At 58.7% G+C, this 19,405-nt stretch carries 19 protein-coding genes; all 19 read right to left on the reverse strand.

Annotation, left to right across the window (positions count from 1 at the left end):
- Positions 1-96: 96 nt before the first annotated feature.
- Entirely contained in the window at positions 97-369 is a 273-nt protein-coding gene (locus ACWHVV_RS10130; RefSeq protein ID WP_447528952.1) for an HU family DNA-binding protein, read from the reverse strand.
- A 186-nt stretch (positions 370-555) separates the two neighbouring features.
- Entirely contained in the window at positions 556-2,976 is a 2,421-nt protein-coding gene (gene lon, locus ACWHVV_RS10135) for an endopeptidase La (protein WP_447528953.1), read from the reverse strand.
- A 225-nt stretch (positions 2,977-3,201) separates the two neighbouring features.
- Positions 3,202-4,482: an ATP-dependent Clp protease ATP-binding subunit ClpX gene (gene clpX, locus ACWHVV_RS10140; RefSeq protein WP_447926144.1), complete on the reverse strand. Its 1,281-nt coding sequence runs from the start codon at positions 4,480-4,482 to the stop codon at positions 3,202-3,204.
- A gap of 75 nt (positions 4,483-4,557) precedes the next feature.
- The gene (gene clpP / locus ACWHVV_RS10145) at positions 4,558-5,175 is read right to left on the reverse strand and encodes an ATP-dependent Clp endopeptidase proteolytic subunit ClpP (RefSeq protein ID WP_447893495.1); all 618 of its coding nucleotides are present in this window, start codon (positions 5,173-5,175) and stop codon (positions 4,558-4,560) included.
- Between the two features lie 60 nt (positions 5,176-5,235).
- Entirely contained in the window at positions 5,236-6,579 is a 1,344-nt protein-coding gene (tig, locus tag ACWHVV_RS10150; protein ID WP_447926145.1) for a trigger factor, read from the reverse strand.
- Positions 6,580-6,738: 159 nt separating this feature from the next.
- The gene (locus ACWHVV_RS10155) at positions 6,739-7,107 is read right to left on the reverse strand and encodes a hypothetical protein (RefSeq protein ID WP_447926146.1); all 369 of its coding nucleotides are present in this window, start codon (positions 7,105-7,107) and stop codon (positions 6,739-6,741) included.
- Complete coding sequence (locus ACWHVV_RS10160; RefSeq protein ID WP_447926147.1) at positions 7,108-7,569, reverse strand: flavodoxin domain-containing protein; 462 nt, start codon at positions 7,567-7,569, stop codon at positions 7,108-7,110.
- A 188-nt stretch (positions 7,570-7,757) separates the two neighbouring features.
- Positions 7,758-8,054 (reverse strand): integration host factor subunit alpha, encoded by a 297-nt coding sequence (ihfA, locus tag ACWHVV_RS10165; RefSeq protein WP_447528959.1) that lies wholly within the window; start codon positions 8,052-8,054, stop codon positions 7,758-7,760.
- A 57-nt stretch (positions 8,055-8,111) separates the two neighbouring features.
- Positions 8,112-10,493, reverse strand: a complete 2,382-nt coding sequence (gene pheT, locus ACWHVV_RS10170) for a phenylalanine--tRNA ligase subunit beta (RefSeq protein ID WP_447926148.1) — start codon at positions 10,491-10,493, stop codon at positions 8,112-8,114.
- A gap of 27 nt (positions 10,494-10,520) precedes the next feature.
- Entirely contained in the window at positions 10,521-11,540 is a 1,020-nt protein-coding gene (gene pheS, locus ACWHVV_RS10175) for a phenylalanine--tRNA ligase subunit alpha (RefSeq protein ID WP_447893499.1), read from the reverse strand.
- Positions 11,541-11,723: 183 nt separating this feature from the next.
- Positions 11,724-12,077: a 50S ribosomal protein L20 gene (gene rplT, locus ACWHVV_RS10180; RefSeq protein ID WP_009097607.1), complete on the reverse strand. Its 354-nt coding sequence runs from the start codon at positions 12,075-12,077 to the stop codon at positions 11,724-11,726.
- Positions 12,078-12,113: 36 nt separating this feature from the next.
- Positions 12,114-12,308: a 50S ribosomal protein L35 gene (gene rpmI, locus ACWHVV_RS10185; RefSeq protein WP_252109805.1), complete on the reverse strand. Its 195-nt coding sequence runs from the start codon at positions 12,306-12,308 to the stop codon at positions 12,114-12,116.
- An 81-nt stretch (positions 12,309-12,389) separates the two neighbouring features.
- Positions 12,390-12,881: a translation initiation factor IF-3 gene (gene infC, locus ACWHVV_RS10190; protein WP_447926149.1), complete on the reverse strand. Its 492-nt coding sequence runs from the start codon at positions 12,879-12,881 to the stop codon at positions 12,390-12,392.
- Between the two features lie 60 nt (positions 12,882-12,941).
- The gene (gene thrS, locus ACWHVV_RS10195) at positions 12,942-14,864 is read right to left on the reverse strand and encodes a threonine--tRNA ligase (RefSeq protein WP_447926150.1); all 1,923 of its coding nucleotides are present in this window, start codon (positions 14,862-14,864) and stop codon (positions 12,942-12,944) included.
- 225 nt (positions 14,865-15,089) lie between these two features.
- A complete protein-coding gene (locus tag ACWHVV_RS10200) occupies positions 15,090-15,542 on the reverse strand; it encodes an NUDIX hydrolase (protein WP_447926151.1) in 453 nt (150 codons plus the stop codon).
- A gap of 8 nt (positions 15,543-15,550) precedes the next feature.
- Complete coding sequence (gene nrdF / locus ACWHVV_RS10205) at positions 15,551-16,522, reverse strand: class 1b ribonucleoside-diphosphate reductase subunit beta (RefSeq protein ID WP_447893501.1); 972 nt, start codon at positions 16,520-16,522, stop codon at positions 15,551-15,553.
- A gap of 24 nt (positions 16,523-16,546) precedes the next feature.
- A complete protein-coding gene (gene nrdE, locus ACWHVV_RS10210) occupies positions 16,547-18,730 on the reverse strand; it encodes a class 1b ribonucleoside-diphosphate reductase subunit alpha (protein ID WP_447926152.1) in 2,184 nt (727 codons plus the stop codon).
- On the reverse strand, positions 18,712-19,104 hold the full coding sequence (nrdI, locus tag ACWHVV_RS10215; protein ID WP_447528967.1) for a class Ib ribonucleoside-diphosphate reductase assembly flavoprotein NrdI: 393 nt from the start codon (positions 19,102-19,104) through the stop codon (positions 18,712-18,714). The genes nrdE and nrdI overlap by 19 nt, the downstream gene beginning before the upstream one ends.
- 48 nt (positions 19,105-19,152) lie before the next feature.
- Positions 19,153-19,374, reverse strand: coding sequence for a glutaredoxin-like protein NrdH (nrdH, locus tag ACWHVV_RS10220; RefSeq protein WP_447528968.1), 222 nt, complete (start codon positions 19,372-19,374; stop codon positions 19,153-19,155).
- Between the last annotated feature and the right edge of the window lie 31 nt (positions 19,375-19,405).

Below are 19,405 nucleotides of genomic sequence, written 5' to 3' on the forward strand. Positions count from 1 at the left end.
TACGGCCATTGATCGCGCCCAAAAAAGGGGCCTTAAAATAACATGGGCGCATCGCCGTAGCGATGCGCCCATTACGTTACAGCAAACGCGAGCCAATCAGTTGACGGCGTCTTTCAACGCTTTACCCGCTTTGAAATTGGGTACTTTGGCAGCGCTAATCTGAATCGGCTGGCCCGTTTGCGGGTTACGGCCGGTGCGCGCGGCGCGCTCTTTAATGGCAAACGTACCAAAGCCTACCAGTGAAACGCTATCGCCTTTTTTGAGGCTATCGGTGACAGACTCGACCATGGCATCCAATGCGCGGGTTGCCGCTGCTTTCGGAATATCTGCAGACGCGGCAATAGCTTCAATCAGCTCGGACTTATTCACACTTCACCCCTTAAATGTTTCGAAAAAATGGCTCTGAACGGCGCGGTCACCGGCAGGTACAAGCTCAAAGCATAGCTGCGTTTTATAGCAATGCCTTGAAATACCTGTCAAGCGACCAACTTTCGAGCGCCGGGCCACCGGGCCCGGACGCCCCTTATCACTAAAAGCCTCTTCGGGCTTTGACGCTTAGTGTGTGCTGGCGACAGTACTGCCGTTAAACGACGGGTCGGCATTTTTGAGCGTTGCCGCCCCGCTGTCCGGCTCATCGGCTAGCGCCACTGCCAGCACATCATCTATCCACTGTACCGGACGAATATCAAGTGCGCCCTTGATGTTATCCGGTACTTCCTTGAGATCGCGGCGGTTTTCCTCAGGAATCAGGACGGTCTTTATACCACCCCGGCGCGCCGCCAGCAATTTCTCCTTCAATCCGCCAATGGGCATGACTTCCCCACGCAGATTGACCTCGCCGGTCATGGCGACATCGCAGCGCACCGGTCGATTGGTGTAGGCGGAGATCATGGCCGTCACCATGGCCACCCCGGCACTCGGGCCGTCCTTCGGGGTCGCGCCTTCCGGCACGTGAATGTGCAGGTCCTCGTTCTCGAACCGCTGCGGGTCGATACCGAACGACGCCGCCCGCGCTTTGACGACGGTATGGGCAGCGCTGACCGACTCTTTCATGACATCGCCAAGCGAACCCGTCTTGTTGACACGGCCTTTACCCGGCGTCACCACCGATTCGATGTTGAGAATCTCACCCCCGACGGAGGTCCAGGCAAGCCCGGTGACGCGCCCTACCTGGTCTTCCTTTTCGGCCAAACCGTAGCTGTAGCGGCGAACACCGGCGTAGGTCTCGATATGCTCGGCCTTGAGGGTTTGCGGCGGCTCCTTGGCGTCTTTTTTCTTGCTCACCTCGGCTTCGACCCGCTCGCGCAGCACCTTGCGGCACACCTTGGCGATCTGACGCTCGAGCTCGCGCACGCCCGCTTCGCGGGTGTAGTAGCGCACAAGCTCCAGAAGCGCTTCCTCTTCCAGCGCCAGCTCCTCCGGCTTCAAGCCGTTGGCTTTTAGCTGCTTGGGGAGCAGGTAGCGCTTGGCAATCGCCAGCTTCTCGTCCTCGGTGTAACCGGGTAGTCGAATGATCTCCATACGATCCAACAGCGGACCGGGGATATTCATCGAGTTCGCCGTACAAATGAACAGCGTCTCGGAGAGATCGTAGTCGAGCTCGAGGTAGTGGTCGCTGAAGCTGTTGTTCTGCTCCGGGTCGAGCACTTCCAGAAGCGCCGAGGATGGATCGCCCCGGTGATCCATACCGAGTTTGTCGACTTCGTCGAGCAAAAACAGCGGGTTTTTCACTTCCGCGCGGGTCATACGCTGCATCAGCTTACCCGGTAGCGAGCCGATATAGGTGCGCCGATGGCCACGAATTTCGGACTCGTCGCGCACGCCGCCAAGCGCCAGGCGCACGTACTTACGGTTGGTTGCCCGCGCGATGGACTGGCCAAGCGAGGTTTTACCCACCCCCGGTGGGCCTACCAGGCAAAGCACCGGCCCTTTCATTTTCTTGACGCGCTTTTGTACCGCCAGGTACTCGAGAATACGCGCCTTGACTTCTTCCAGGCCGTAATGGTCTTCGTCGAGCACCTCTTGCGCCTTGACCAGGTCGTGCTTGACCCGGGTGCGCTTTTTCCAGGGCACGGCGATCAGCCAGTCGAGGTAGGAGCGTACCACGGTGGCCTCGGCGGAGTTGGCCGCCATCATCTTAAGCTTGTTGAGCTCCTGAGTGGCTTTCTCAAAGGCCTCCTTGGGCATGCCCGAGTCCTTGATCGCCTGCTCGTACTTCTCGGTCTCGTTGGGCACATCATCGAGCTCACCCATCTCTTTCTGGATGGCCTTCATCTGCTCATTGAGGTAGTACTCGCGCTGGGTCTTCTCCATCTGCTCTTTGACCCGCGAGCGGATACGCTTTTCTACCTGCAGCAGGTCGATTTCGGACTCGATCAGCGCCATCAGGTGCTCGATACGATCGCGCACGCGATCCATCTCAAGAAGCTCCTGCTTGTCGCCGATCTTGAGCGACAAATGCGCGCAAATGGTATCCACGAGCCGGCTCGGGTCCTCGATGCCGGACAGCGAGTTCAAGACCTCGTTGGGCACCTTTTTGGAGAGCTTGACGTACTGCTCGAACTGATTCAGCAGCACGCGAACCAGCGCTTCCTGCTCACGACTGGTCAGCGGTTCGCTATCCCGCGCCACCAGGTGCGCCTGGGTATAGCCGGCCTCGTTCTCTTCGATGCTCACGACATCGGCACGGAAGTTACCTTCGATCAATACCTTGACCGTGCCATCGGGAAGCTTCAAAAGCTGCATGATGTCGGCAACGGTACCCATGGCGTAAAGGTCGTCGTTATCCGGCTCGTCCTGAGAGGCTTCACGCTGAGCCACCAACAGGACGCGCTTATCGGCTTCCATGGCCGCTTCGAGGGCATGGATGGATTTTTCCCGGCCCACAAACAGCGGAATCACCATTTGCGGGTAAACTACCACGTCGCGCAGTGGCAACATGGGTAAACACTGTGTCTGATCGGCGTTCTGCTGCATCGCAGACGTTCCTCAAAATCGGATAAGCGCTCGATAAAGCGTTACCACTTATAAGCGCTTAACAAGATGGAAGACGCGGCCTGGTAACGTCAGCCGCTGGATGGCAAGGACCCGGTCATCGGCCCACGGCGCGGCGCGGGCCAGCAGTGCCTGGACAACAACAAGGGGTCGCCTAGGCGACCCCTTGTATTGGCGCAAGCAGTACCTGGATCGAGCGCGGCCTTGTTAGCCGTCGGTCCCGTCAACGCGCGTCTCTTGCTGGTTGGAGTAGATCAACAGCGGCTGGCTTTCGCCTTCGATCACCGACTGATCGATCACCACCTTGCTGACATCCTCGAGCGAGGGAATCTCATACATGGTGTCCAGCAGTACCGATTCAAGAATCGAGCGAAGACCACGGGCACCGGTTTTACGCTCCATCGCCTTGGCGGCAACGGCGCGTAGTGCCTCCTCGCGGAATTCAAGCGTCACGCCTTCCATTTCGAAGAGTTTGGCGTACTGCTTGATCAGCGAGTTCTTGGGCTCGGTCAAAATCTGAATCAGCGCGTCTTCGGTAAGCTCAGTCAGCGTCGCGATTACCGGCAGGCGCCCTACGAACTCGGGGATTAGGCCAAATTTGACCAGATCTTCCGGCTCGACCTCGGAGAGAAGCTCACCCACGCCTTTAGCGCTTTCCTTGGTCTTCACGCTGGCGTTGAAGCCGATACCGCCCTTCTCGGAGCGGTCGCGAATGACCTTTTCAAGCCCTGCGAAAGCACCACCCACGATGAAGAGCATGTTGGCCGTGTTGACCTGCACGAACTCCTGCTGCGGATGCTTACGACCGCCCTGGGGCGGCACGGAGGCCGTGGTGCCTTCGATCAACTTCAAAAGCGCCTGCTGAACACCCTCGCCGGAAACATCGCGCGTGATCGACGGGTTGTCCGACTTACGCGAGATCTTGTCGATTTCGTCGATGTAGACGATACCGCGCTCGGCTTTCTCGACGTCGTAATCACACTTTTGCAGCAGCTTCTGGATGATGTTTTCGACATCTTCACCCACGTAGCCCGCTTCGGTGAGCGTGGTGGCGTCAGCGATAGTGAACGGTACGTTCAACAGCCGTGCCATGGTTTCGGCCAGCAGCGTCTTACCGCTACCGGTCGGACCAATCAGCAGGATATTGGATTTACCCAGCTCCACATCGCTTTCACGTACTTCGGTCTTGAGACGCTTGTAGTGGTTGTACACCGCGACAGATAGCACCATCTTGGCGCGGTCTTGCCCGATAACGTAGTCATCGAGGGTGTAGCGTATTTCGCGAGGCGTAGGCAGACGCTCCTCATCGCTCTCGGCATCGGCTTCGAGAACTTCCTCGCGAATGATGTCGTTACACAGATCGACACACTCATCGCAAATATATACGGACGGGCCGGCAATCAGCTTACGTACTTCGTTTTGGTTTTTGCCACAAAACGAGCAGTAAAGCAGTTTGCCACCTTCGTCCTTGCCTTTGCCGTCGGCCATTGGCGTACCTCTATCACTGCGGCGGCTCTCGCCGCCGGAAAAGCTCGTTGGAAAAGCGGGTATCCGTTTACGCTATCAGGATGTAGGCCGCTTATCCAGCACTGCGTCAATCAGCCCATACTCTTTGGCCTGATCGGCGCTCATGAAGTTGTCGCGGTCGGTATCGCGCGCCACTTTCTCTAAATCCTGCCCGGTGTGGTGAGCCAGAATCTGATTGAGTTTCTCGCGAATGCCCAGAATTTCACGCGTGTGGATTTCGATATCCGACGCCTGACCCTGGTAGCCACCCAGCGGCTGGTGAATCATGACCCGCGAATTGGGCAGACAAAACCGCTTCTCCGGCGCACCGGCCGTTAGAAGCAGAGCACCCATGCTGGCCGCCTGACCCACGCACACGGTGGAAACGTCGGGCTTGATGAACTGCATGGTGTCATAGATCGACATGCCTGCGGTTACCGACCCACCGGGTGAGTTGATGTAAAGATGGATATCTTTATCGGGATTTTCGGACTCCAGAAAGAGCATTTGCGCCACGATCAGGTTGGCCGAGTAATCCTCGACGGGCCCGACCAGAAAGATGACGCGCTCTTTTAGAAGACGCGAATAGATATCGTAGGATCTTTCCCCTTTGGCGCTTTGCTCAACCACCATGGGTACGAGACCACCGGCGTTTTGAATATCAAACTCACTCATTGGGTGATTCCTTGCGTCCGGTAAGGGAAAGGCGCGCGCAACACGCGCGCCCCAAACGGTTTAAGCGCTGGCGTTTTCCTCTTCTTCGCCACCCTCGCCCTGCTGCTGTGCCGCGGCCAGCGCCTGCTGGTAGGTCATTTCAACGTCGGTGACGTTGGCCTGCTCCAGAAGCTTATCGACCGCTTTCTCTTCAAGGATAGCGGATTTGACCTGGGTCTTGAGCTCGTCGTTACCCATGTAGTACTCGACCACTTCGGACGGGTCCTGGTACTGCTCGGCAAGCTCTTCCACTTTAGCCTTGATGGCCTCATCGTCGGCGTCCAGCTCGTGGGCCTTGATGACTTCGGCCAGCAGCAGACCCACCTGTACACGGCCCTTGGCCTGCTCTTCGAAGAGCTCGTTGGGCAGCTGGCTGACGTCGAAGTCTTCGCCAAGACCGAACTGCTGCGCGGCCTGGCGCTTCATGCCGTCGGTTTCCTGCTGAACCAGCGCGCTCGGCACGGAGATGTCGTTGGCGTTTTTCAAAGCGTCCAGCACCTGTTGCTTGACGCGGTTGTCGACCGCCTGGGCGGCTTCACGGGTCATGTTCTTTTTGATTTCGGCGCGGAACTTGCTCTCGTCGCCGTCTTCGACGCCGAAGCGCTCGAAGAATGCAGAATCGACCGGCGGCAGCTCCTGGCTGCTGACCTTGTGAACCTTGACCTTGAACGTGGCGTCTTTACCGGCCAGATGTTCGGCCTGGTAATCTTCCGGGAAGGTGACCGTCAGCGTCTTGTCGTCGCCGGCCTTGGCGCCGATCAACTGCTCTTCAAAACCCGGGATGAAGCTATTGGAGCCAATCACCAGCGTGTGGTTTTCGGCGCTGCCGCCTTCGAACGGCTCATCGCCCAGGTAGCCCTGGAAGTCGATGGTGACCTGGTCGCCATCTTCGGCGGCCTTGTCGGCTTCCTGGAATTCGGCGTTTTGCTTGCGCAGGGTTTCGATCATTTCATCGACGTCGGCTTCGCTGACGTCAACGACCGGGCGCTCGACCGCGGTGCCTTCGATCGAGTTCAGCTCGACCTGGGGGTAAACTTCCATGACCGCGACGAATTCGAAATCCTTGCCCGCTTCGTTGACCTTTGGCTCGATCTGCGGGTAGCCCGCCGGGTTCAGCCCTTCGTCGGTGATCGCGCGCACGTAACGCTCGCGCATGACTTCGCCAACGATTTCACTACGCACGCTGTCGCCGTAGCGCTGACGTACGACGTCCATGGGAACCCGGCCCTGGCGGAAACCGTTCAAGCGAACGTTTTTCGCGGTGTCTTTCAAGCGAGCGCTGACAGCCTCGTCGATGTCGGCCGCCGGCACCTGGATGGTAATGCGGCGTTCGATGGGGGAGGTCGTCTCGACAGAAACTTGCATGAATTGTCCTCTAGCGGCTGGGCATTATGTTGAGTGCGTATACATGTTCAAAGGGGCAATTCTAGAAACCCCGGCGCATAGTGGCAAGCACCATGCTCGCAAGATGGGGGCGCGCCGCGTAATTACAAGGGAGTTTCCGTTAAATTACCCGCGCCCTTCTCATTCGGTTGTCGTTCGTCGCCATCCAAGGCTTATCGCGTAAAGCAAAAGCCCGCAGGTCGCGGCGTGGGAGATAAACTCTTGCCAACTGAGCCAGTCGGTCATCAGCGCGTGCCAAACACCCATCACGACCGCGCCGGCCACCAACATGACGCCAAGGCGTTTGAGCAGCGCGGGCAGCTGCGCCCGGGCCTGCGCGCTCAGCAACCGCCAGTTGACCACCGCCGCCCCAGCGACCAGCGTCAGGGCGATAAGTAAAAGGGTCTGGCGCGTCTCGAAACCACCGGCCATATAGCGCGGAATGACCGAAAGCATGACGATACAAAGACCAACCGCCACGCTCACCCGCTCTGGAGATCCGCGCTCCATTCAGGCGACCTTTAGCGCTTGGTCATCGATCCACTCTTCCACCCAGGGTAGCGCAGCGTCGTCGGCCATGAAGGTTTCCATGGCGTCCACTTCGAGGCGCTCGCCCAACCGCGTGGCCCCCAGGTCTTCGAGCGTCGCGTCGAGCGCGCGCCCGGCGCCGCAAAAGGTGTCGCCATACGAGCTATCGCCCAAGGCGATGAGGCCATAGCGCAGCGAGGTGAGCGCCGGCGACTGATCTTTCAACGCCCGCACGAAAGGCACGAAGTTACCCGGGTAGTCACCGCTGCCGGTCGTTGAGACACAGAAAAGCGCCAGGCTCTCGCCATTGGCGACATCCTCGACCGAGGGTTCTTCCTTGATGGCAACCGTGTAGCCCGCCGCTTCGAACAGCGGCTTGACCTGCTCGGCCACGTCGAGGGCGCCACCGTACATGGTGCCCACTAAAATATTGAGCTGAGGCATCATCGAACTCCCGACCAATACTTGATGAATTTGCTCAGATATTAACACGACTTGCGCGCTTTGCGCATACGCCCTACCCCGCGCCCTGAACGCTAATGGCGTAGTGGCGCACCGCGCATAAAAAAGCGCCCCTGGGAAGGGGCGCTTTTACGCCTGGCCGGCTTTAACCCCGTTTGGGTGTTAGGCGCTTAAGAGCTGGTGAAGTGCTCGACCTGCTGCTTGAGTTTCTGGCCAGGCCGGAACGTCACCACCCGGCGAGCGGATATCGGGATCTCCTCGCCGGTCTTGGGATTTCGCCCCGGGCGCTCGCGCTTGTCGCGCAGGTCGAAATTGCCAAAGCCCGAGAGCTTTACCTGCTCGTTTTCACGCAGGCAGGCTCGAATCTCTTCGAAAAACGTCTCTACCATCGCTTTTGCTTCCCGCTTGGACAGCGCAAGCTCGGTATGTAGATGTTCCGCAAGCTCCGCTTTGGTCAACGCGCCCATAACGCTTCTCCTTGTCGCAAACCGATTGCCAACAATGTCGGTCGCGGCCGTTTTTACTTAGCCACGAAGCTGTGCATTCAGCATGGCCTTGGCCTGCGCCACGATCGAATCCACCCGCTGATTGATTTCATCATCATTCAGCGTGCGCGATGGATGCTGCCAGGTCAAGCCCAGGGCAATACTCTTCTGCCCCGGCTCCACGCCTTTACCCGTGTAGACGTCGAAAAGCTTGAGGTCTTCGAGGTAATCACCGGCCTCGTGGCTGACACAATCCAGCAGAGCCTGCACCGGGGTTTGCTCGTCCAGGCTAAAGGCCAGGTCGCGGCGCACCTCGGGAAAACGTGACAGGGGCGCGAACGCCGGAATCACACCCTCACTCAGCGCGTCCAGACGCACTTCAAAGAGCACCGCCTCGGCTTTCAGCCCGAGATTGGCGCGCACTTTTGGGTGGAGCGTACCGATCCAGCCGGCGGGCTGGTCGTTATGGAAAAGCTGTGCGCTCTGCCCCGGGTGTAGCGCCGGGTGCGCGGCGGGCTCGAAGCGCCAGGCGCCTTCATTGCCGCCCATGGCCAGCAGGCTCTCCAGATCGCCTTTCAAGTCGAAAAAGTCGATCGGCGTTTTAGCACTGCTCCACCCTTCCACTTCGCGCGGGCCGCTGGCCAACGCGCCAATCATCGGCGTTTGGGTCAACGAATCCAGCTCGCCGTTGAACACAAGCCCGGTCTCGAAGAGCCTCACCCGGCTTTGCTGACGGTTGAGGTTGTGCTCCAACGCGCGAATCAAGCCTGGAAAGAGGCTGACCCGCATGGCGGAAAGGTCCGCTGAAATGGGGTTGGCGAGCACCGGCGACACAGCCTCGGGGAAGATAGCCGCCTGAAGCTCGGGTGCAACGAAACTGTAAGTAATCGCTTCCTGGTAACCCCGGGCCACCAGCTGGTTACGAAGCCTCGCCTGAGTGATTTTGGCCTCGTTGGCCGGACGCAGGGCTAGCCGCGCCGACGGGCGGCGCACCGGTAGGTTGTTATAGCCGTGGATCCTTGCGATCTCCTCGATCAGATCCTCTTCGATGGCAACATCGAAGCGCCAGCCAGGCACCGCCACCTGCCAGCCGTTGCTCGACTGCGTCGTCGCAAGCCCCAACCGATCGAGAATGTCGGTGACGTCATCGTCGGGCAGTTCCTTGGAGAGCGCCTGAGCCAAGCGCGCGCGGCGAAGCTCAATGGTGCGCGGGGCAGGCAGATGTGCTTCGCTTTTCTCTTCGCACACGGGCCCGGGCTGGCCGCCGCAGATATCGATCAACAGTTTGGTGGCGCGCTCGACCGCCTCGATGGTGAGCTGCGGGTCGACACCGCGCTCGAAACGGTGAGAGGCATCGGTATGAAGCCCGTAGGAGCGCGCTTGACCGGCCACCGCCAACTGGGTGAAGTAGGCGCCTTCCAGAAAAATGGTGCGCGTGTTGGCGCTCACGCCGGAGGACTCGCCGCCCATGACGCCGGCCATGGCCAGCGGCCCAGAGGCATCGGCGATCACCAGCGTGTCCGGACGCAGCGCGATATCCTGCCCATCAAGCAAGGTGAGGCGCTCGCCTTCGGCGGCCAGGCGCACTTCGATCCCCTCTTTCAGATTCGCTTGGTCGAAGGCGTGAAGCGGCTGACCGAGTTCGAGCATCACGTAGTTGGTCACGTCGACGGCGGCGTCGATAGAGCGCACGCCGCTGCGGCGCAGCCGCTCGACCATCCAAAGCGGCGTCTCGACGGACAGGTCGACGCCTTCGATAACCCGGGACACGTAGCGCGGGCACTGTTCGCCAGCCTCTACGCGCACCGGGAAACGGGTCTCGATGCTTGGCGCGACCGGGGAGATCTCCGGCGCCTGAACCGGTAGCCGGTTGAGCACCCCGACCTCCCGCGCAAGCCCTTTAACGCTCAGGCAGTCGCCGCGATTTGGCGTCAAGTCTACTTCGATGGTGGCGTCGTCTAGCCCCAGGTACTCACGGATACTAACCCCGACCGGGGCGCTGGCCGGTAGCACGAAGATACCATCGGAGGTCTCTTCCTCCAGGCCAAGTTCCGAGGCGGAGCAGATCATGCCGAAGGACTCGACGCCGCGCAGCTTGGCCTTTTTGATTTTGAAGTCACCGGGTAACAGCCCGCCGACCTGGGCAAACGGCACCCGCTGGCCCACGTCGACATTGCGCGCACCACAGACCACTTGCACCGGCGCGCCGGTGCCATCAATGACCTGGCAAACGTTGAGCTTGTCAGCGTCCGGATGGGGCGACTTGGCCGTCACCTCGGCCACCACCACGCCTTCGAAAGCGGGCGCGACGGGTTCGACGGCGTCGACTTCGAGCCCTGCCATGGTGATCTGGTCGGCAAGCGCCTGGGTCGCAAGCTGCGGTGATACCCATTCACGCAGCCACTGTTCTGAAAATTTCATGCTCGTTCCTGTAGTCTGGCGGCGTGGTTAGGCAAACTGGCGCAAAAAGCGCAGATCGTTTTCGAAGAACAGCCGCAGGTCGTTGACGCCATAGCGCAGCATCGCCAGGCGCTCGGCGCCCATGCCGAAGGCAAAGCCGGTATAGCGCTCGGTGTCGATACCCGAATGGCGAAACACTTCCGGGTGCACCATGCCGCAGCCCATCACTTCGAGCCAGCCGCTTTGCGAGCACACCCTACAGCCGTTTCCGCTGCACATTACGCACTGGATGTCGACCTCGGCGGAGGGCTCGGTGAACGGAAAGTAGGAGGGGCGAAAGCGCACAGAGAGATCATCGCGCTCGAAAAACGCCTGCAGAAAATCCTCGATGGTGCCCTTCAGGTCGGCAAAGCTTACGCCTTCGTCGACCAGCAGGCCTTCGACCTGATGAAACATCGGCGTGTGGGTCAAATCCGAGTCGCTGCGATACACCCGCCCCGGGCAGACGATACGAATCGGCGGCGCACTCTCTTTCATGGTGCGCACCTGTACCGGCGAGGTATGGGTACGCAAAAGCCGTGTGGCGTCGAAGTAAAAGGTATCCGCCATGCCGCGTGCCGGATGGTGCGCCGGAATATTGAGCGCCTCGAAGTTGTGGTAGTCGTCTTCGATTTCCGGGCCCACGGCAACGTCATAGCCAATGCGGGTAAACAGCGCCTCGATACGCTCGAGCGTGCGCGTGACCGGATGCAAACCGCCGCTCTGTTGGCCACGCCCGGGCAGCGTCACGTCGATTTTTTCCGCGGCCAGGCGCGCGTTCAGCGCTTCGCTTTCGAGCGCCTCGCGCCGGGTGTCGATCTCACCGGCCAGGGTTTGTTTGGCCTGGTTGATACGCTCGCCCGCGGCCGGACGCTCCTCGGCGGCGAGCTTACCCAGCCCCTTCAGCAGAGCGGTGACCTCGCCCTTCTTGCCCAGATAGCGAACTCGTAGCTCATCCAGTTCAGACACGCTCTGCGCGGCCTGAATGGCGTCGCGAGCCTCTGATACCAGCGTAGGCAGGTGATCCATCCGTTGTACTCCGAATTAAGCGGTTTTCATCCAATAAGGCGTCGCCAGAACGGGGCCTTACAAGCCATACATTGTCGATGACAAAATGTCGATGGCAAAAAAACAGGGGAAGAGCGGCTGCTCTTCCCCTGTATGGGTCACGCTGTGACCTCGTGATTTCAAACCATATACTGGCTTAAAACCTTATTGGGCAGCCTTGGCTTTTTCCACGATGGCAGCAAATGCCGCTTTTTCGTGAACCGCCAGATCGGCCAATACTTTACGGTCGATTTCGATACCGGCTTTCTTGAGGCCACCTACGAAGCGGCTGTAAGACATACCGTTGATGCGGGCACCGGCGTTGATACGCTGGATCCACAGGGCACGGAACTGACGCTTACGGTTACGGCGGTCGCGGTACGCGTACTGACCGGCCTTGATAACGGCCTGCTTGGCAACACGGAAAACACGCGAACGCGCTCCGTAATAACCTTTCGCTTGCTTCAGTACTTTCTTATGGCGACGACGGGCCACTACGCCACGCTTAACTCGGGTCATAACACACTCCTGACTTTAAAAAATTCTAAAAACGACTTACAGATTCGGCAGCATACGCTGGATCAACGGCTTGTCAGCAGAGTGAATCTGCTTCATGCCGCGCAGCTGACGCTTACGCTTGGTCGATTTTTTGGTCAGAATGTGGCTACGGAAAGACTGCTTGTGCTTGAAGCCGTTAGCGGTCTTTTTAAAGCGCTTGGCAGCGCCGCTGTTGCTTTTGATTTTCGGCATGAGAAAAACTCCGCTCGATGTTTTTTAGAAAACCCAAGGCCGGTCGGCGCCAGGCGCCGACCCGTTAACAACGCCTATGGATCACTTCTTCTTGGGGGCAAGAATCATGATCATCTGGCGGCCTTCCATTTTCGGGAAAGACTCCACCGTTCCGATCTCTTCGAGGTCAGCTGCGACCCGTTCCATCAGCTTGCGACCGATGTCCTGGTGCGCCATTTCGCGACCCCGAAAACGCAAAGTGACCTTGCCTTTGTCACCACTTTCCAAAAAGCGCGTCAGGTTTTTAAGCTTGACCTGATAATCGCCTTCGTCGGTGCCGGGCCGGAATTTAACTTCCTTGACCTGGATTTGCTTTTGCTTTTTCTTCTGAACAGCTTTTTGCTTTTTCGTCTCGAAAACAAATTTGCCGTAATCCATAATCTTACAGACGATGGGGTCGGCATTCGAAATTTGCACGAGATCCAAACCGGCAGCTTCCGCCCGCTCCAATGCTTCGGTGGTGGGCACAACGCCCAACTGCTCACCTTCGGCATCGATCAAACGGACTTCTTCTTCGGTAATTCGCTCGTTCATTGGGGGGCGCTTGTCTGCTGGACGCCCGCGCTGGTTGCTTCGCTTGATTGCTCTGTCTCCTTAGGCAATTGACGATGTCGCCAGGGCTGCTCGCTCGGCTGTCACACGCTCGATGAACTCATCGACCGTCATCGTTCCGAGGTTTTCGCCGCTGCGAGTACGCACGGCCACTGAGTCAGCTTCGACTTCCTTATCTCCAACCACTAGAAGATAGGGAATTTTCTGTAACGTGTGTTCACGGATTTTAAAGCCGATCTTCTCGTTCCTCAAGTCCGCCTTGACGCGAAGACCGATTTTTTGCAGGCGTTTCTCCAATTCGAGCGAATAATCACGCTGTGAATCGGTGATATTCATCACAACTACCTGCTCGGGTGCCAGCCATAATGGCATAGCCCCGGCATAATGTTCAATCAGGATGCCGATGAAGCGCTCCATGGAGCCCACGATGGCCCGGTGCAACATGACCGGCGGCTTGCGCTCGCCCTCTTCGGTCACGTACTGCGCGCCCAGGCGCTCGGGCATCATGAAGTCGACCTGCATGGTACCAACCTGCCACTCGCGGCCCAGGCAATCCTTCATGTGGTATTCGATCTTGGGACCGTAGAAGGCGCCTTCGCCGGGGAGCTCCTGCCACTCGACATCGCAGGCCTTCAAGGCGCCACGCAGCGCGTCTTCCGCGCGATCCCAGACCTCGTCGCTGCCGATACGCTTTTCCGGACGCAGCGCGATCTTGATCGCGATATCCTCGAAACCGAAGTCCTGGTACACCTTGAGCGCCTGGCGGTGGAAGCTGGTCACCTCCGGCTCGACCTGGGCTTCGGTACAAAAGACGTGGCCGTCGTCCTGGGTAAAGGCGCGTACACGCATGATGCCATGCAGCGCACCGGAGGGCTCGTTCCGGTGACAGCCGCCGAACTCGCCAAAGCGTACCGGAAGCTCACGGTAGCTTCTAAGCCCGGAGTTGAATACCTGCACGTGGCCCGGGCAGTTCATCGGTTTCAAGGCGTATTCGCGCTTCTCGGACTCGGTGAAGAACATGCCGTCGGCGTAGTTGTCCCAATGCCCGGATTTTTTCCAGAGCGAGACGTCCATGATCTGGGGGCAGCGAATTTCCTGGTAGCCACCTTCTTGATAAACCCGGCGCATGTACTGCTCGACCTGCTGCCAAAGCGCCCAGCCGTTGGGGTGCCAGAACACCATACCGGGGGCCTCTTCCTGCATATGGAAGAGATCGAGACGGCGCGCAAGCTTACGGTGGTCGCGCTTCTCCGCTTCCTCGAGCCGCTTGAGATACGCCTTGAGCTGCTTCTTGTCACCCCAGGCCGTGCCGTAGATACGCGTCAGCATGGCGTTGGAGGCGTCCGCGCGCCAGTAGGCACCGGCCAGCTTGGTCAGCTTGAAGGCCTTTAGATGGCGCGTATTGGGCACGTGGGGCCCACGGCACATGTCCGTGTACTCTTCGTGATGGTAGAGCCTGATCTCGGCGCCTTCGGGAATATCGCGAATGATCTCCTGCTTGTAGGGCTCATCGCGGTGCAGGAAGGTGAGCATCGCCTTGTCGCGGTCCACGTACTCGCGCACCACGTCGTACTCCTGTTCGATCAGCGTCTGCATACGCTTTTCGATCGTTTCGAGATCTTCCGAGGAGACGGAGTGGCCAAAATCGATATCGTAATAGAAGCCGTTTTCGATTACCGGGCCAATCGCCATCTTGGCCTCGGGGTAGAGCTGCTTGACCGCATGCCCAATCAAATGCGCGGCGGAGTGGCGAATGATTTCGAGCCCCTCCTGATCCTTGGCAGTGATGATCGCCACCTCGGCATCGCGTTCGATCATATCGGCCGCGTCGACCAGTACACCGTCGATCTTTCCCGCGACGCACGCCTTGGCCAAACCAGGGCCTATCGACGCGGCGAGCTGCATAATGGAAAGCGGTTCATCAAAGGGTCGTTGGCTGCCGTCAGGCAGTGTCACAATGGGCATTCAAGTGTTCCTTGAGCGCAGTGGTGATCCATACCAGGGATCACGTTTCGCTATCAATGGCTTTGGGGGTGAAATCCTGCGCGCAGGCAAGGCCCCGGCCGTCTGGCCGAGCAGTCGCGTAGCCTAGCAGATTTTTCGATAGCGCAATACAAAACGGGAGCCAGGCTCCCGTTTTGCTTATCGAATTAAGCACTTCGACGTCGAAAGCGGCCTTGGCGGGCGTTTTCAACCACTCAAACGTGCGTCCGCCCAGGGGACGACGCAGTCGCGGGTGAGCGGCGCCAGCAAAAGCGTTTTCGCCTGCGCCGGGCTTACCCAGCGCGCCTCGGCGATTTCCGCCGCCGCCTCGACGTGGCCCTCGACGGTCAGGCTGTAAAGCTCGGCGTCGATCAACGTCTGCGCCTCATTGGCCGCGACCGCCCGAACGCGCTTGAAATGCGTAAGCCGTGACGGCTCGACGTAGAGCCCAAGCTCTTCCTTGAGCTCGCGGCAAAGCGCCACATCACAAGCCTCTTTCGGCTCGACCTTGCCACCGGGCTGCATGAAATAGCGGCTGCCCTGCTTACGCACCAACAACAGCCTGCCCGCCTCGTCGACCATCATGGCGGCGGCGATGCGCAGCACCTGGCACGCCTCGCCCACCGGCTCTACTTCGCCCTCAACGGTCGATTCCGTCATGACGGCCCTTAAAACGCCCAGTCGTCGTCTTCGGTGGCAACGGCCTTGCCGATCACATACGAAGAACCCGACCCGGAGAAGAAGTCGTGGTTCTCATCGGCGTTGGGCGAAAGCGCCGCCATGATGGTCGGGTCGACATCGGTCACGCTGCTCGGGAAGAGCGGCTCGTAACCCAGGTTCATCAGCGCCTTGTTGGCGTTGTAGTGAAGGAATTTCTTCACGTCTTCCGAGAGGCCGACCGCGTCGTAAAGCGATTCGGTATAGCGTACTTCATTATCGTAAAGCTCCAAAAGAAGCTCATAGGCGTAGTCTTTCACCGCCTGCTGACGCTCCGGGCTCGCCTCGGCGAGCGCCTGCTGGAACTTGTAGCCGATGTAGTAGCCGTGCACCGCTTCGTCACGAATGATCAGACGAATCAAATCCGCGGTATTGGTCAGCTTGGCGTGGCTGGACCAGTACATGGGCAGATAAAAGCCCGAGTAGAACAAAAACGACTCGAGGAAGACGCTGGCCACCTTGCGCATCAAAGGGTCGTCCGAGCGGTAGCGCTCGAGAATCAGCTCGGATTTTGCCTGCAGCGTCGCGTTCTCTTCGCTCCAACGAAAGGCGTCGTCGACATCACGCGTCGTACAAAGCGTCGAGAAGATCGAGCTGTAGGAGCGCGCGTGTACCGACTCCATGAAGGCGATATTGGTATAGACCGCCTCTTCGTGGGGCGTGCGCGCATCTTCCATCAATACCGGCGCGCCGATACTGCTCTGAATGGTATCCAGCAGCGTAAGGCCGGTGAATACGCGGATGGTCAGCTGTTTTTCCTGCTGGGTCAGCGTATTCCAGGACTGAATGTCGTTGGACAGCGGCACCTTCTCCGGCAGCCAGAAGTTGCTGGTTAGGCGGTTCCAGACCTCCAGGTCCTTGTCGTCCTGCAGACGGTTCCAGTTAACGGCATCGACCCGTGATAAGCGTTGCATGGTGGTCATCAAATGATCTCTTTCGTTACGTGGTTACAGCGTGCAGGAAACGCAGCCTTCGACTTCGGTACCTTCCAGCGCACTTTGGCGCAGGCGGATGTAGTAAAGCGTCTTGATGCCTTTACGCCAGGCGTGAATCTGCGCCTTGTTGATATCCCGGGTGGTTGCGGTATCCGGGAAGAAGAGCGTCAGCGAAAGCCCCTGATCCACGTGCTTGGACGCCTCGGCGTAGGTATCGATGATCTTCTCGGGGCCGATTTCGTAGGCGTCCTGGAAGTAGTCGAAATTCGCTTCGTTCAAAAACGGCGCCGGGTAGTAAACGCGGCCAAGCTTGCCCTCTTTACGGATCTCGATCTTCGCTGCCACCGGATGAATACTGGAGGTGGAGTGATTGATATAGGAGATCGAGCCGGTAGGCGGCACGGCCTGCAGGTTACGGTTATAAAGCCCGTGCGCCATGACCGAGGCCTTGAGCTCTTCCCAGTCGCTCTGGGTGGGCAGCGCAATGCCGCTGCGCTCGAAAAGTCCACGCACTTTTTCGGTTTTCGGCAGCCACGCTTCATTGACGTACTTGTCGAAGAACGTGCCCGAGGCGTAGGTCGAATCCGCAAAACCGGCAAAGGTATCGCCGTGCTCGATGGCCAATTGATTCGAGGCGCGAATGGCGTAAAACGCGACGCAGTAGAAGTACAGGTTGGTAAAGTCCAACCCCTCTTCGGAGCCGTAGTAGATGTGCTCGCGGGCCAAAAAGCCGTGCAGGTTCATCTGACCCAGGCCGATGGCGCGGGACTGGGCATTGCCTTCGGCGATAGAGGGAACGCTTTTGAGGTTGCTCATCTCGGAAACCGCGGTCAAACCGCGAATCGCGATATCCACGCTGGTACCGATATCGCCGGAATCCATCACCTTGGCGATGTTCATCGAACCCAGGTTGCAGGAGATATCCTGGCCGATTTTGCTGTAGTTGAGATCCTCGTCGTACTCGGTCGGTGTGTTGACCTGAAGAATCTCCGAGCAGAGGTTACTCATGTTGATACGCCCGGCGATCGGGTTGGCGCGATTCACCGTATCTTCGAACATGATGTAGGGGTAGCCGGACTCGAACTGCAGCTCGGCCAGCACCTGGAAAAACGCCCGGGCGTTGATCTTTTGCTTGCGAATACGCACGTCGGCGACCATGTCGTGGTAGTTCTCGGTCACGCTGACATCGCCAAACGGCTTGCCGTAGACCCGCTCCACGTCGTAGGGCGAGAACAGATACATGTCGTCGTTGCGCTTGGCGAGCTCGAACGTGATATCCGGAATCGTCACGCCAAGAGAGAGCGTCTTGATACGAATTTTTTCATCCGCGTTTTCGCGCTTGGTATCCAGAAAACGCAGGATATCCGGGTGGTGAGCGTTGAGATACACCGCACCGGCCCCCTGGCGCGCCCCCAGCTGGTTGGCGTAGGAGAAAGCGTCTTCTAAAAGCTTCATGATCGGGATGATGCCCGAGGACTGGTTCTCGATGCGCTTGATCGGCGCGCCGGCTTCGCGAATGTTGCTCAGCAAAAACGCCACGCCGCCGCCGCGCTTGGAGAGCTGCAGCGCCGAGTTGATCGAGCGGCCGATCGACTCCATGTTGTCTTCGATACGCAGCAAAAAGCACGACACCAGCTCGCCGCGCTGCTGCTTACCGCAGTTCAAAAAGGTCGGCGTGGCCGGCTGAAAACGGCCGCTGATGATCTCGTCCACCAGCGACTTGGCAAGAGCCTCTTCGCCGCGCGCAAGCGTGAGCGCCACCATGCATACGCGGTCTTCATAGCGTTCCAGGTAGCGCTTACCATCGAAGGTCTTCAGCGTGTAGCTGGTGTAGTACTTGAACGCGCCCAAAAAGCTCGGAAAACGAAACTTATAAGCGTAGGCCTGCTCGAAAAGCGCCTTGACGAAAGCCGGCGCGTACTGATCGAGTACGCTGGCTTCGTAGTACTGTTCTTCGACCAGATAGTCGAGCTTCTCTTCCAGCGAATGGAAGAACACCGTGTTCTGGTTGACATGCTGCAGAAAGTACTGGCGCGCCGCTTCGCGGTCCTTGTCGAGCTGAAGCTCGCCGTTGGCCCCGTAAAGGTTCAGCATGGCGTTCAACGCATGATAATCCAGCGTGCGCGCCTGGGCCGTCTCTGCGGCAGGTTTCTTCGTTTCAGACACGTTGGTAGTGGCTACGTTTGTCGTTTCCAAAACTCTTCTACTCCTTTGCGAACCCTGGCGACGTCATCGTCAGTGCCAAAAAGCTCAAATCGATAAAGCAGCGGCACTTGGCACTTGTGCGCGATGATGCGCCCCGCCAGCCCGTACGCCTCGCCAAAATTGGTATTGCCAGCAGCAATGACGCCTCGTATGAGGCGCCGGTTATGCTCATCGTTCAAAAAGCGGATCACCGGACCCGGCACCGCCCCTTCGCTCTCGCCACCGCCATAGGTGGGCGTGATGAGCACGTAGGGGGTTTCGATATGTAGCGCCGGGTCGTTGCGGTTGATCGGCAGCCGGTGCGCCGAAAGCCCCAGCTTCTCAATGAAACGATGGGTGTTGCCTGATTTGGTGGAAAAGTACACCAGCGTACCAGGCAACGGGGTGTGAGGCTTTGTTGACACAGCCGCAGATTAAGCGAGTGCCTGAATACGGTCCGGGCGGAAACCCGACCAGTGATCGTCGCCCGCTACAACCACGGGCAACTGACGATAGCCCAGCGCTTCGACTTCTTTTTGCGCGCCGTCTTCAGCGGTGATATCGATCACGGTGTACTCGATTCCCTGCTTGTCCATCGCGCGGTAGGTGGCGGTGCACTGAACGCAGGCAGGCTTGCTATAAATCTGGATCGCCATGGCTATTTTTCCCTTTTCATAGCGGCATTTT

It is taken from the genome of Vreelandella sp. EE27, from assembly GCF_968206495.1.

What these genes read in the sequence shown, in the direction of transcription:
- ACWHVV_RS10200 (WP_447926151.1), bottom strand. Translation starts at nt 15,542, where the DNA reads ATGACGGAATCGACCGTTGAGGGCGAAGTAGAGCCGGTGGGCGAGGCG.
- ihfA (WP_447528959.1), bottom strand. Translation starts at nt 8,054, where the DNA reads ATGGGCGCGTTGACCAAAGCGGAGCTTGCGGAACATCTACATACCGAG.
- lon (WP_447528953.1), bottom strand. Translation starts at nt 2,976, where the DNA reads ATGCAGCAGAACGCCGATCAGACACAGTGTTTACCCATGTTGCCACTG.
- pheS (WP_447893499.1), bottom strand. Translation starts at nt 11,540, where the DNA reads ATGGATCACCTGCCTACGCTGGTATCAGAGGCTCGCGACGCCATTCAG.
- pheT (WP_447926148.1), bottom strand. Translation starts at nt 10,493, where the DNA reads ATGAAATTTTCAGAACAGTGGCTGCGTGAATGGGTATCACCGCAGCTT.
- ACWHVV_RS10155 (WP_447926146.1), bottom strand. Translation starts at nt 7,107, where the DNA reads ATGGAGCGCGGATCTCCAGAGCGGGTGAGCGTGGCGGTTGGTCTTTGT.
- infC (WP_447926149.1), bottom strand. Translation starts at nt 12,881, where the DNA reads ATGAACGAGCGAATTACCGAAGAAGAAGTCCGTTTGATCGATGCCGAA.
- tig (WP_447926145.1), bottom strand. Translation starts at nt 6,579, where the DNA reads ATGCAAGTTTCTGTCGAGACGACCTCCCCCATCGAACGCCGCATTACC.
- rplT (WP_009097607.1), bottom strand. Translation starts at nt 12,077, where the DNA reads ATGACCCGAGTTAAGCGTGGCGTAGTGGCCCGTCGTCGCCATAAGAAA.
- nrdF (WP_447893501.1), bottom strand. Translation starts at nt 16,522, where the DNA reads ATGACCACCATGCAACGCTTATCACGGGTCGATGCCGTTAACTGGAAC.
- clpP (WP_447893495.1), bottom strand. Translation starts at nt 5,175, where the DNA reads ATGAGTGAGTTTGATATTCAAAACGCCGGTGGTCTCGTACCCATGGTG.
- nrdH (WP_447528968.1), bottom strand. Translation starts at nt 19,374, where the DNA reads ATGGCGATCCAGATTTATAGCAAGCCTGCCTGCGTTCAGTGCACCGCC.
- clpX (WP_447926144.1), bottom strand. Translation starts at nt 4,482, where the DNA reads ATGGCCGACGGCAAAGGCAAGGACGAAGGTGGCAAACTGCTTTACTGC.
- thrS (WP_447926150.1), bottom strand. Translation starts at nt 14,864, where the DNA reads ATGCCCATTGTGACACTGCCTGACGGCAGCCAACGACCCTTTGATGAA.
- ACWHVV_RS10160 (WP_447926147.1), bottom strand. Translation starts at nt 7,569, where the DNA reads ATGCCTCAGCTCAATATTTTAGTGGGCACCATGTACGGTGGCGCCCTC.
- rpmI (WP_252109805.1), bottom strand. Translation starts at nt 12,308, where the DNA reads ATGCCGAAAATCAAAAGCAACAGCGGCGCTGCCAAGCGCTTTAAAAAG.